Raw genomic sequence first — 11,823 nt, 5'->3', positions numbered from 1 at the left:
GCCCTCAAATAGTGGTTGGTCCGGAAAGGAAGAACACATGCTGATCGCCCAGCGCCCCGTCCTGTCCGAAGAGGTTGTCGACGAGTTCCGTTCGCGGTTCGTCATCGAGCCCCTGGAGCCCGGATTCGGCTACACCCTCGGCAACTCGATGCGGCGCACGCTGCTGTCGTCGATCCCGGGTGCGGCCATCACCTCGATCAAGGTCGACGGTGTCCTGCACGAGTTCTCGACCATCCCCGGAGTCACCGAGGACGTCACCGAGATCATCTTGAACCTCAAGGAGCTCGTGGTCTCCTCGACCATCGACGAGCCCGTCGTGATGTACCTGCGCAAGGAGGGTGCCGGCGCCGCCACGGCTGCCGACATCACCCCGCCCGCTGGTGTCGAGGTGCACAACCCCGAGCTGCACGTCGCGACGCTCAACGACAAGGGCACGCTCGAGATCGAGCTCGTCGTCGAGCGTGGCCGCGGCTACGTCTCGGCCGTGCAGAACAAGACCGGTGACGAAGAGATCGGCCGCATGCCGGTCGACTCGATCTACAGCCCCGTGCTCAAGGTCACCTACAAGGTCGAGGCCACCCGTGTCGAGCAGCGCACCGACTTCGACCGCCTCGTGGTCGACGTCGAGACCAAGAAGTCGATGCTGCCGCGCGACGCCATCGCGTCGGCCGGCTCCACGCTGGTCGAGCTGTTCGGCCTGGCGCGCGAGCTCAACGTCGAGGCCGAGGGCATCGACATCGGCCCGTCGCCGGTCGACGAGCAGCTCGCTGCGGACCTCGCCCTGCCGATCGAGGACCTGAACTTCACGGTTCGTTCCTACAACTGCCTCAAGCGCGAGGGCGTCCACACCGTGGGCGAGCTCATCACGCGCTCGGAGCAGGATCTGCTGGACATCCGCAACTTCGGGTCGAAGTCGATCGACGAGGTCAAGGCCAAGCTGGCCGAGATGGGCCTCGGACTCAAGGACAGCCCCGCCGGGTTCGATCCCTCCGCCGTCGTCACCGAGTACGACGACGACGCCAGCTTTGCCGAGGACGAGCAGTACTGAGGCACTGAGCCGCTCTCGGCTCACCGATTCGATTCTGGAGACACGACATGCCCACCCCCACCAAGGGAGCTCGCCTCGGCGGTAGCCCCTCCCACCAGCGTCTGATCCTGGCCAACCTCGCGCAGAACCTGTTCGAGCACGGCAAGATCACGACGACCGAGGCCAAGGCCCGCCGCCTGCGCCCGTACGCGGAGCAGCTGATCACCAAGGCCAAGACCGACACGGTGGCCAACCGCCGCCAGGTCGTCAAGGTGATCCGCGACAAGAGCATCCTGCACACGCTGTTCACCGAGATCGGGCCGGCCATGGCCACCCGCCCCGGTGGATACACCCGCATCACCAAGATCGCGGCTCGCAAGGGTGACAACGCTCCCATGGCCGTGATCGAGATCGTCGAGGCCAAGGACTTCGAGGCGCAGAACCAGACGCCGAAGAAGGCTGCGAAGACCGAGAAGGCCGAGAAGCCGGTCGAGCCGGTCGTCGACGACGCGCCTGAGGCCGACGCGCCTGAGGCTGACGCGCCCGAGGCCGTCGAGACCGTCGAGGTCCCGGCCGCTGACGACGACGTCGTCACCGAGGCTCCGGCCGAGGAGACCCTGGAGACCGAGTCGCCGGCCGCCGAGGCTGACGACAAGTAAGTCCCCGCACGTTCGAGCCCGAAGCCCCTGACCATCGTGGTCGGGGGCTTCGTGCCGTCATCACGAGGCGCGGTGGACCTCCAGCACCCGGAACCCGCGGGCGCTGGCGACGCGCTCGGTCGGCCAGCCCCGGTCCGTGAGCCAGCGCTGCAAGGAGTCGGCACCGAGGTTCTTGCCCACCACGAGTCGGGCGGTGCCCTCGGGCGTCAGACGGGGGAGCCAGCGCAGGAGCAGCTCGTGCAGCGCCTGCTTGCCGATCCTGATCGGCGGGTTGGACCAGATCGTGTCGAACCTGACCGCCTCGGGCACGTCGTCGGGGAGCGCCGCCTGCACGTCCACGCGCAGTCGCGCAGCGTTCTCGGCTGTCAGGGTGAGTGCGCGCTCGTTGACGTCGACCGCCCACACCTCGACGCCGGGAGATGCTGCGGCGACCGCGCAGGCGATGGGTCCCCAGCCACACCCCAGGTCCAGCAGCCTCCCGGTTGCGGGCGGGTCGGACTCGGCGAGCAGCAGGGCGGTCGCGTGGTCGAGTCCGTCGTGCGAGAACACCCCTGCCGCGGTGGTGAAGGCGTGCTCGCGTCCCCAGATGGTCGCGGTGAGCTCGCGTCGCGCCTCGGGGACGCCGGGCTGCGGGTCGAAGTAGTGGTCGGCCACCCGACCAGTGTCCCTCAGGCGTGGTGCGGCACGGCCGTCAGCAGTGCTCGTGGACGTATCCGTCGCCGTCGGCCGGGACCACGTCGCGGTCACGGAGCAGGATCGACGCTCGACCGGAACGAGCGGCACAGGCGCGGGTGAAGGCCGAGCGCGGGTTGTCGGTGTACTCGATCTCGATCACCCGGGCTCCGTAGACGTCGGTGTAGGCGTCGCACTCGCGATACTGCTCGCACTCCTCCGCGACGGCGAAGTCGAACGGGACCTCGCCGGCCAGCTCCGGCGTGTTCTTCTGGGCGATGGCCAGCCCGCGTCGGTGCGCCAGGTCGACCATGGTGTGGGCGAACCGAGTGGCCCGGCCGCGATCCATCAGTCCGCGTGAGCGCGTCCACGAGTCCAGGTTGTCGGGCTCGACGGCCTGGTACCCCGCAGCGGCGCAGTCGGCGAACCACCGGTCGACGACGTCCGCGAGCTCGGCCTGACGGGCGGCGGTCCGCAGGTCCAGCAGCACCTCGTCCGGCCAGCCCGGATCGCTCACGGTCCGCCCGTGGTCGTCGCGCAGGAGCAGACGGGGATGGTGCCGGGTCCACCAGGCGAGAGTGCCCGGCTGGGTCTGGAACGCGTTCACGTAGCAGATCGAGTACCGGTCGGGATCGGCTGCGTCGGTGCTGTCGCGGGTGACGATCGCGACGTCGGACGCTGGTGGGTAGGCGCCGCCCAGCTGGTAGTCGGCGATCCCGGCCGCCGGTGGCGCCACGACGGCGGCCGAGCCGATGGTCAGCAGCAGCCAGCTGAGGAATCCGATCACGACGTCATCATCGGTCCTGCAGGTCCGAGAGGCGGTCGATGAACGTTGACTGCACGGCGACGATCAGTGTCTCCGCCTCCGCGGGAGTCATCCAGCGGACCTGGTCGATCTCGGGGAACTGCTGCCGCTGCCCTGATCGCGGCGGCCACATCATCGTGAACGTGCCCGGGACGATCGTGTCGGGATCGAGGTCGTGCTCGACCGCCCACGCATGGACGATCTTGGCGTTGCGCTGCGTGACCTCGCCGAGGTCGACGAAGCCGTCGTCGGGTGCCGGCAGCCCGAGCTCCTCGGTGAACTCCCGTCGCGCGGTCTCCAGCGGCGTCTCGTCGCCCTCGGGCCGCCCCTTGGGAATGGTCCAGGCGCGGGCGTCCTTGTGGGCCCAGTACGGACCGCCCATGTGGGCGAGCAGCACCTCGATGCCATGGTCGGTGCGCCGCCAGGGGAGGAGGCCGTAGCTGTGCACCGTCATCGGATCCTCAGCTCGAGCCGGCGCATCATCTGGCCGGTGATGGCGTGACGTTCCTCGCCGACGTCGGTGAAGCCGAGGCGAGCGCACACGGCGAGGGACGCGCCGTTGGTCGGACTCACCTGCGCCTTGACCACGCGAACCTCGGGCCGTGTCCGTGCGATCGACACCAGGGCGTCGGCCGCGGCGGTGGCCACGCCCCGTCGCCGCTCGACCGGGTCCACCTGGTAGCCGATCGTCACCGTGCCGTCGCGGTCCGGCGCGGCATGCATCCGCACGTCTCCCACGACCCGACCGTCCTGGACCGCGAAGTACTGGGTGAACCAGAAGGCGTGCTCCGGTGTCGTCGTGGTGCGGACGTGGAAGGCGTTCCAGACCCACTGCAGGTCGAGGGCGCTCGGCGGCATCGCCAGCCCCATGCGTCGCCCCGCTTCCGCGAGGTCCCAGTCGGCGAGCAGGCGCAGGACGTCGAGGGGGATCGGCACCAGCGTGACGGTGGGGTTCACGGCTCGTCCCGCCGGCGTCGTGACTCCTCGACCCGTGCTGCGAGCAGGTGGTCGGCGGGGTAGACGACCTCCTCCAGCGTCAGGCCGTGCGCGGGCATGACCTTCACCCGTGGGTCGCGCACCGCGCCAGCGAGGATCTCGCCGGCCCACGCCGGGGCGTGACGACCCTCACCCACGGCCACGAGGGCTCCCATGAGTGCTCGGACCATCGAGTGGCAGAAGGCGTCGGCGCGGACGGTGGTCTCGATGCGGCCCGCCGCGCGGATGCTGGACAGCTCGAGCAGCGTGCGGATGGTGGTGGCGCCGTCGCGCTTCTTGCAGAACGAGGCGAAGTCGCGCTCGCCGAGCAGGTGCTCGGCCGCGGCGTTCATCGCCTCGACGTCGAGACGCTTGGTCGTCGTGACGACCGAGGTGCGGTGCAGCGGATCGGGCACACCGTCGGTGATCCGGTAGACGTACCGGCGTTCGATGGCCGAGAACCGGGCGTCGAATCCCGGGGGAGCGGGCGTGACCGACCAGATCGCGATGTCGTCGGGGAGCACCCGCTGCAGACGTCGCTCGAGCTTCGCCGGATCGACGTCGTCGAGGTCGACGTGCGCCACCTGGCCGCGCGCGTGCACGCCGGCGTCGGTGCGACCGGCGACGGTCAGCGAAGCCGGCTGGTCGAGGCGCAGCACCGTCGCGACGGCCTGCTCGACCTCTCCCTGCACCGTCCGGAGTCCGGGCTGGGCCGCCCACCCGTGGAACGCCCCGCCGTCGTAGGCGAGATCAATCCGGAGGCGCACAGCCTCACGCTAGCCCAGGCCATCGACAGGGGGGCTCGAGGTTTACCAGCAGGCCCCGGAAGGTCGTCACTCCTGTGGGCAAATGTGCCCACAGGAGTGACAAGAATCCGGGGCCTGCTGGTAAACCGCAGCCGGCGCGGGCGCTACTTCCAGCGCTCGGCGGCGGGCACGAAGTCGAGCGTGCGGTCGCCGGTGTAGATCTGCTTGGGGCGAGCGATCTTTTGCTCCTTGTCGTCCACCAGCTCCAGCCACTGTGCCAGCCACCCGGCGGTGCGCGGGATGGCGAACAGCACGGTGAACATCTCGGGCGGGAACTGCAGCGCCTCGTAGATCAGGCCGGAGTAGAAGTCGACGTTCGGGTACAGCTTGCGGCTGATGAAGTAGTCGTCCTCGAGGGCGATCTTCTCCAGCTCCTGCGCGATCTCCAGCAGCGGGTTGACGCCGGTGACCTCGAAGACGTCGTCGACGGCCTTCTTGATGATCGTGGCGCGGGGGTCGTAGTTCTTGTAGACGCGGTGACCGAAGCCCATGAGCTTCTCGTCGCCGTTCTTGACGCCCTCGATGAACGCAGGGATCTTGTCCTTGCTGCCGATGCGCTTGAGCATGCGCAGCACGGCCTCGTTGGCGCCGCCGTGCAGCGGTCCGTAGAGCGCGGCGATGCCGGCGCTGACCGCCGAGTACGGATCGACGTCGGACGAGCCGACCGAGCGCACGGCGTTGGTGGAGCAGTTCTGCTCGTGGTCGGCGTGCAGGATGAACAGCACCTCGAGCGCCTTGGACAGTCGCGGGTCCGGGTCGTACTTCTGCTCGCTCATCTTGAACAGCATCGACAAGAAGTTCTCGGTGTACGTGAGGTCGTTGTCGGGGTACACGTACGGCTTGCCCTGCGCGTGCCGGAAGCTCCAGGCGCCGAGCGTGGGCATCTTGGCGATCAGGCGGACGATCTGCTCGTGCCGGATCTCCGGATCCCGGATCGCCCGGGCCTCGGGATAGAACGTCGACAACGCGCCGACGCTCGACAGCAGCATGCCCATGGGGTGGGCGTCGTAGCGGAAGCCCTGCAGGTGGCTCTTGAGGTTCTCGTGCGCGAACGTGTGGAACGTGATCTCGTGCACCCACTGGTCGTGCTGCTCCTTGGTGGGCAGCTCGCCGTGGATGAGCAGGTAGGCGACCTCGAGGAACGTGGAGTGCTCGGCCAGCTGCTCGATCGGGTACCCGCGATACTCCAAGATGCCCTTGTCGCCGTCGATGTAGGTGACGGCGCTGCGCGTGGAGGCGGTGTTGGTGAAGCCGGGGTCGTACACGGCGATGCCCGGTTCGTCGTCGGTCTTGCCGATCTTTCCGATGTCGCCGGCGCGCACGGTGCCGTCGACGATGTCGAGCTCGTACTCCTCGCCGGTGCGGTTGTCGCGGACGGTCAAGGACTGCTTCTCGGTCACGATGGGTCTCCTGTGACGGTGGCGCCAGATCAGTACGGGGCCAGCGAGGTGTTGCTGACCCCTCAAATCTAGACCGGCATCACGATCGCTGCTCCGCGGGGTGCTGGCGTCCCCCCGTTTTGACCCGACGCGATGGCGCCGGTTACTCTTGTGTGTCGTCGTTCTTGCTTCGCTGTGCGCTGGTCCAGGTACCGGCCAGCGGCGGACGACAGTACTAGCCAGACTCCATCCGAAGTAGAAGGAACTTGTCGTGCGCACGTTCAGCCCGAAGCCTGCTGACCTCGATCGTCAGTGGCACGTCATCGACGCCGAGGACATCGTCCTTGGCCGGCTCGCCGTGTCAGCCGCTCACCTCCTGCGTGGCAAGCACAAGCCCACCTACGCGCCGCACATGGACGGTGGTGACTTCGTCGTCGTCGTCAACGCCGCCAAGGTCGCCCTCACCGGCAACAAGCGCACCGACAAGCTGGCGTACCGCCACAGCGGTTACCCGGGCGGACTCAAGTCGATCGCCTATGGCGACCTGCTCGAGAAGGATGCCCGCAAGGCCATCGAGAAGTCGGTCCGCGGCATGCTGCCCAAGAACCGTCTCGGCGACCAGCTGATCACCAAGCTCAAGGTCTACGCCGGCCCCGAGCACCCGCACGCCGCCCAGAAGCCCCAGCCGTTCGAGATCACGCAGATCTCCCAGTAAGGATCGACATCGTGACCGAAACCGCCACTGAAGAGACCGAGTTCACGCCCAACGCCGACGGCGTCGCGTACACCTCCGAGACCACCGGCTCCGCCGTCGTCTCCGACCAGCCCGCCACCGTCGCGCCCGGCGCAGCGACCGGCCGTCGCAAGGAGGCCATCGCCCGCGTGCGCATCGTGCCCGGCACCGGCGTCTGGACCGTCAACGGCAAGCCGCTGGAGGAGTACCTCCCCAACAAGCTGCACCAGCAGATCGCCAAGGAGGCCCTCGCGGCCACCGGCCTCGAGGACCGTTTCGACGTCATCGCCCGGGTCACCGGCGGCGGCATGACCGGTCAGGCCGGCGCCCTGCGTCTCGGCGTGGCCCGCTCGCTCAACGGCATCGACGAGGAGGTCAACCGTCCGGTCCTGAAGAAGGCCGGTCTGCTGACCCGCGACTCGCGCATCAAGGAGCGCAAGAAGGCCGGACTCAAGAAGGCCCGCAAGGCTCCGCAGTACAGCAAGCGCTGACCCTCCGGTGGGCAGGATCTTCGGAACCGATGGTGTCCGTGGACTGGCCAATCGCGACCTGACGGCCGAGGTGGCCGTCGACCTGTCGGTCGCCGCTGCGCACATCCTCGGCGAGATCGGTGCGTTCGCCGACCAGCGACCCACCGCGGTCGTGGGTCGCGACCCTCGGGCGTCCGGCGAGTTCCTGGAGGCCGCGGTCGTCGCGGGGCTCGCCTCGGCGGGTGTCGACGTGCACCGGCTGGGAGTGGTCCCCACCCCCGGCACGGCCTACCTCACCGCGCTCCTCGAGGCGGACATGGGCGTGATGATCTCGGCGAGCCACAACCCGATGCCGGACAACGGCATCAAGTTCCTGGCGCGGGGTGGACTCAAGCTCGATGACGACCTGGAGCGGCAGATCGAGCAGCGTCTGAAGGAGCCCTGGGACCGCCCCACCGGTGCAGGTGTCGGTCGCATCGGCGACAGTCACTCCGGGGTCGCTGCGTACACCAAGCACCTGGTCGACACCGTCCCGCACGGCCTCGACGGCCTCACGGTCGTCCTCGACTGCGCCAACGGTGCGGCGTTCGAGGTCGGACCGGCCGCCTTCGCCCAGCTCGGAGCCCGCGTGATCACGATCCACGCCGACCCCGACGGCCTGAACATCAACCTCGACTGCGGTTCGACCCACCTGGAGGACCTGCAGGCCGCGGTCGTCGAGCACGGCGCCGACGCCGGCTTCGCCTTCGACGGTGACGCCGATCGCTGCCTGGCCGTCGACGCCGACGGAACCGTGGTCGACGGCGACCAGCTGCTCGCGCTGCTGGCCGTCGCGGCCCGCGACGCCGGTCACCTCGTCGAGGACACGGTCGTCGCCACGGTCATGAGCAACCTGGGCTTCATGCACGCCATGGCGCGCGAGGGCATCGACGTCGTCGCCACCGCGGTGGGCGACCGCTACGTGCTCGAGGCCATGCGCGCGGGCGGGTTCGTCCTGGGCGGCGAGCAGTCCGGTCACGTCATCATGTCCCAGCACGCCACCACCGGCGACGGGGTGCTCACCGCGCTGCACGTGGCCAGCCGCATGGCGTCGACCGGGCGTTCGCTGGCGGACCTCGGCGGCGTCATGTCGCGTCTGCCGCAGGTGCTGGTCAACGTCCCCGATGTCGACAAGACCCGCGCCGACACCGATCCGGTGCTGCAGGGCGAGGTCGCCATCGCCGCGTCCACGCTGGGCGACTCCGGCCGGGTGCTCCTGCGCCAGAGCGGCACCGAGCCGCTGGTCCGGGTCATGGTCGAGGCGGCGACCGCCGAGCAGGCCAGCGAGATCGCCGACCATCTCGCCTCCGTCGTGCGCGCCACGCTCACCCTCTGACGGACAGCGCATGGACGAGATCCGCGAGATCACCGACGACGAGTACTCCGAGTGGTACCAGGTCTACGTCGCGGCGTACGACCGGCCGTTCGACGCCCCGTGGCTCGAGGCCGAGAAGCGGGTCAACCTGACCGACGACGACTACGGAACGAAGATCGCTCTCGGCTGCTGGGTGGACGGACGCGTGGTGGCCGGGGGAGCGGTGGTGATGCCGCTGTTGGACAACACCCAGCTGGGCTACGTCGACCTCTTCACCCACCCTGACCACCGGGGCCGTGGACACGGCACCGCGATGCTCGACGCCATCTCGGAGGTGGCCCGCGCGCACGGCCGGTCCCGGCTGTTCCTCGAGGCGATGTGGGACGTCGACGCCACGACCGACGTCGGTCACGAGTTCCTGCTGCATCGAGGATCGTCGGTGGACCTGGTCGACGCCGTCCGCGTGCTCGACCTCCCGGCGACCGTCCCGGAGGCTCCCGTGGCCGCCGGCTACTCGCTGGACAGCTGGCGGGGTGCGTGTCCGGAGGAATGGATCGACCAGTACGCAGACCTGCGTCGGCGGATGAACGCCGAGGCGCCCAGCGGTGACGTCGGCCTGGAGCCGGAGCACTGGGATGCCGACCGGGTCCGGCGGGACGAGCAGGACGCCGCCCGATCGGGACGCGTCATGCAGGTGACGGTGGCCCGGGCGAGCGACGGCACGCTCGCCGGCCACACCCAGCTGTCGATCCCGGCCGCGTCGCCGGAGGTGTACCAGTGGGACACCCTCGTGCTCGGCCACCATCGCGGGCACGGGCTGGGCCTGACGCTGAAGGCCGCGAACATGCGCGCCGCCGCCGACCTGCTCGCCGGACGATCGCGCATCATGACCTACAACGCCGCCAGCAACGCGCACATGATTGCGGTCAACGAGCTGCTGGGCTATCGACAAGTCGCCTGGTGCGCCGAGCACCTGGTGACGCTCTAGCCGACCCGGGTCCCGCGCTGGTGGGGCCGTCGACGCAGAGCCGGCACCCGGCGCCACGCCCCTCGTTGGACGAGCAGGGTCACCGTCCCCGCGATCACCATGCCGGCGAGGTTGATCCCCAGCTGCAGCAGAGCCGATCCCGCCTCGCCCCATGCGCCGATCGAGGCGGTGAGGGCGACCGTGCCGACGGCGGGCACCGTCGTGACCGAGATGAAGACGCCGACCAGGGTGCTGGACTTGGAGGCGGTCAATGACAGCACCCCGGCGGTGCCGGCGAGCAGCGCGATCAGGAACGACCAGCCGTCGGGTCGGATGATGAACTCGGTGAGCCTCCCGGACCGGGCGAGCTCGGGGTCCACCACTCCGAACAGTCCGGCCACCAGCCAGAACACCGTGGCCACCACCACGGCCACGACGAAGCCGGCGGCGAGCGTCGAGGTCGCCGTCCGGGCCAGGCTCCACTTCCGGCGGGTCAGCGCGAGGCAGGTCGCCGCGATCGGTGCGAACTCGGGGCCGACCACCATGGCGCCGATGATCAGGATCGGCTGGTCCAGGTAGCGGCCCACGCCGGCGATCAGCGTGGCGAGCGTCAAGAACATCAGGAAGGACGCGGACAGGCGGGCGTCCTCGGCCGATCGGACCTCGAGCTGGCGCCACACGACGCCGTCGTCGGGGTGTCCCGGTGCGGCTCGCTCAGCGGCCTCGGCCGCCTGCGACAGCACGATGTCCGGTGTGTGCAGGGCGATCGACCCCACCTCCTCGACCCCGAGGTCGCGGAGCTGTTCGAGGACCGACTCGGCGCTCTCGCGGGCCACGTCGAAGGTCACCTGGTCGAGCTGGTGGACGACGCCGACCTGGCGCACCCGCACCAGGTTGCAGACTGTCGCCGCGTCGCGCACGGTCGCGACGACCGCGTCGCACGAGGCCGCCGGTGCGACCACTCGAACGTGGAGCACGGCCGGTCAGAGCTTCCTCAGTCGGACCCACTTGACGTCGTGGTCGTGGCCCTTGCGCAGCACCAGCGAGGCCCGACCCGTCGTGGAGGCGATGTTCTCGCGCAGGTTCGGCCAGTTGATGGTGTCCCACAGCCCCTCGGCACGGGCGATCGCCTCGTCGTCGGACAGGGTGCTGTAGCGGTGGAAGTACGACTGCGGGTCCGCGAAGGCGGTCTTGCGCAGCGCGAGGAACCGGTCGACGTACCAGCGCTTGATGTCGCGGCTGGAGGCGTCGACGTAGATGGAGAAGTCGAAGAAGTCGCGGATCGCCAGGCCCGGGCTGCCGTCGGGCCGCGGCTTGGCCGATCCGAGCACGTTCAGGCCCTCGATGATCACGATGTCGGGCTGCTTGAGCGTCACCACCTCGTCGGTGCGGTCGTAGGTGAGGTGGGAGTAGACCGGCGCCGTCACGACCTCGACGCCGGACTTGACCTCCATGACGAAGCGCAGCAGCGCCTTGCGGTCGTAGGACTCCGGGAATCCCTTGCGGTCCAGGATCCCGCGGCGCTCCAGCTCGGCATTGGGGTACAGGAAGCCGTCGGTGGTGACGAGCTCGACCGTGGGGTGCTCGGGGGACCGCGACAGCAGCTCCTTGAGCAGACGCGCGATCGTGGACTTGCCGACGGCCACGGAGCCGGCGATGCCGATCAGGTAGGGGACCTTGTGGTCCTGGCCCGTGCGGAGGAACGTCTCGGTGGCGGCGTACAGCTCCTCGGCGAGCCTGACCCGCATGCTCAACAGCTCGGTGACGGGCAGGTAGACCTCGCGGACCTCCTCGAGGTCGAGCTGGTCGCCGATGCCTCGGATCCGGTCGATCTCGTCGGGCTCGAGCGGCAGTGGGGAGTCACCTGCCAGCTGCGACCACGCGGCTCGTTCGAGCTCCACGTACGGCGACTGCTCACGCGTCATGGCTCCATTGTCCCGCGACACCTGATCGACGGTGTGCCCCGGTACCCTGAG

General features: G+C 69.2%; 14 protein-coding genes. 6 read left to right on the top strand and 8 right to left on the bottom strand.

Annotation, left to right across the window (positions count from 1 at the left end; genetic code table 11):
• Positions 1-37 precede the first annotated feature (37 nt).
• On the top strand, positions 38-1,048 hold the full coding sequence (locus AC0L5F_RS07060; protein ID WP_473315914.1) for a DNA-directed RNA polymerase subunit alpha: 1,011 nt from the start codon (positions 38-40) through the stop codon (positions 1,046-1,048).
• 47 nt (positions 1,049-1,095) lie between these two features.
• Positions 1,096-1,686, top strand: coding sequence for a 50S ribosomal protein L17 (gene rplQ, locus AC0L5F_RS07055; protein WP_473315913.1), 591 nt, complete (start codon positions 1,096-1,098; stop codon positions 1,684-1,686).
• Between the two features lie 60 nt (positions 1,687-1,746).
• Here the strand turns inward: rplQ and AC0L5F_RS07050 are convergent, their stop codons facing one another.
• The 6 genes from AC0L5F_RS07050 to AC0L5F_RS07025 all read right to left on the bottom strand — a co-directional run bounded on the left by AC0L5F_RS07050 (position 1,747) and on the right by AC0L5F_RS07025 (position 6,344).
• Complete coding sequence (locus AC0L5F_RS07050) at positions 1,747-2,340, bottom strand: class I SAM-dependent methyltransferase (protein WP_473315912.1); 594 nt, start codon at positions 2,338-2,340, stop codon at positions 1,747-1,749.
• Between the two features lie 37 nt (positions 2,341-2,377).
• Positions 2,378-3,145 carry an endo alpha-1,4 polygalactosaminidase gene (locus AC0L5F_RS07045; protein ID WP_473315911.1) on the bottom strand — a complete coding sequence of 256 codons (768 nt, stop codon included), beginning with the start codon at positions 3,143-3,145 and terminating at the stop codon, positions 2,378-2,380.
• 7 nt (positions 3,146-3,152) lie between these two features.
• Complete coding sequence (locus tag AC0L5F_RS07040) at positions 3,153-3,617, bottom strand: NUDIX hydrolase (protein ID WP_473315910.1); 465 nt, start codon at positions 3,615-3,617, stop codon at positions 3,153-3,155.
• Positions 3,614-4,120, bottom strand: a complete 507-nt coding sequence (locus AC0L5F_RS07035) for a GNAT family N-acetyltransferase (protein ID WP_473315909.1) — start codon at positions 4,118-4,120, stop codon at positions 3,614-3,616. The genes AC0L5F_RS07040 and AC0L5F_RS07035 overlap by 4 nt, the downstream gene beginning before the upstream one ends.
• Positions 4,117-4,905 (bottom strand): tRNA pseudouridine(38-40) synthase TruA, encoded by a 789-nt coding sequence (gene truA, locus AC0L5F_RS07030; protein ID WP_473315908.1) that lies wholly within the window; start codon positions 4,903-4,905, stop codon positions 4,117-4,119. The genes AC0L5F_RS07035 and truA overlap by 4 nt, the downstream gene beginning before the upstream one ends.
• Before the next feature lie 143 nt (positions 4,906-5,048).
• Entirely contained in the window at positions 5,049-6,344 is a 1,296-nt protein-coding gene (locus tag AC0L5F_RS07025; protein ID WP_473315907.1) for a citrate synthase, read from the bottom strand.
• Between the two features lie 250 nt (positions 6,345-6,594).
• Between AC0L5F_RS07025 and rplM the strand changes: the two genes are divergently transcribed.
• From rplM to AC0L5F_RS07005, 4 genes are read left to right on the top strand one after another with little or no spacing between them, the layout of a single operon-like run.
• A complete protein-coding gene (gene rplM, locus AC0L5F_RS07020) occupies positions 6,595-7,038 on the top strand; it encodes a 50S ribosomal protein L13 (RefSeq protein WP_473315906.1) in 444 nt (147 codons plus the stop codon).
• Between the two features lie 11 nt (positions 7,039-7,049).
• Entirely contained in the window at positions 7,050-7,547 is a 498-nt protein-coding gene (gene rpsI, locus AC0L5F_RS07015; RefSeq protein WP_473315905.1) for a 30S ribosomal protein S9, read from the top strand.
• Between the two features lie 7 nt (positions 7,548-7,554).
• On the top strand, positions 7,555-8,901 hold the full coding sequence (gene glmM / locus AC0L5F_RS07010) for a phosphoglucosamine mutase (protein ID WP_473315904.1): 1,347 nt from the start codon (positions 7,555-7,557) through the stop codon (positions 8,899-8,901).
• A 10-nt stretch (positions 8,902-8,911) separates the two neighbouring features.
• On the top strand, positions 8,912-9,868 hold the full coding sequence (locus tag AC0L5F_RS07005) for a GNAT family N-acetyltransferase (protein WP_473315903.1): 957 nt from the start codon (positions 8,912-8,914) through the stop codon (positions 9,866-9,868).
• Here AC0L5F_RS07005 and AC0L5F_RS07000 read toward each other — a convergent pair.
• Positions 9,865-10,824 (bottom strand): DUF389 domain-containing protein, encoded by a 960-nt coding sequence (locus AC0L5F_RS07000; RefSeq protein ID WP_473315902.1) that lies wholly within the window; start codon positions 10,822-10,824, stop codon positions 9,865-9,867. The genes AC0L5F_RS07005 and AC0L5F_RS07000 overlap by 4 nt on opposite strands.
• Before the next feature lie 6 nt (positions 10,825-10,830).
• Complete coding sequence (gene coaA, locus AC0L5F_RS06995; RefSeq protein WP_473315901.1) at positions 10,831-11,772, bottom strand: type I pantothenate kinase; 942 nt, start codon at positions 11,770-11,772, stop codon at positions 10,831-10,833.
• Positions 11,773-11,823: the final 51 nt, after the last annotated feature.

The sequence above is a fragment of the Aeromicrobium sp. 10G20-16 genome (assembly GCF_055809665.1).
The sequence above is the reverse complement of the archived record's forward strand: the minus strand, read 5'-3'. Positions and strand labels throughout refer to the sequence as shown.

Bases quoted from the DNA above. Each gene is read 5' to 3' on its own strand.
- AC0L5F_RS07040 (WP_473315910.1), bottom strand. From the start codon at position 3,617: ATGACGGTGCACAGCTACGGCCTCCTCCCCTGGCGGCGCACCGACCAT.
- AC0L5F_RS07060 (WP_473315914.1), top strand. From the start codon at position 38: ATGCTGATCGCCCAGCGCCCCGTCCTGTCCGAAGAGGTTGTCGACGAG.
- coaA (WP_473315901.1), bottom strand. From the start codon at position 11,772: ATGACGCGTGAGCAGTCGCCGTACGTGGAGCTCGAACGAGCCGCGTGG.
- rplQ (WP_473315913.1), top strand. From the start codon at position 1,096: ATGCCCACCCCCACCAAGGGAGCTCGCCTCGGCGGTAGCCCCTCCCAC.
- AC0L5F_RS07005 (WP_473315903.1), top strand. From the start codon at position 8,912: ATGGACGAGATCCGCGAGATCACCGACGACGAGTACTCCGAGTGGTAC.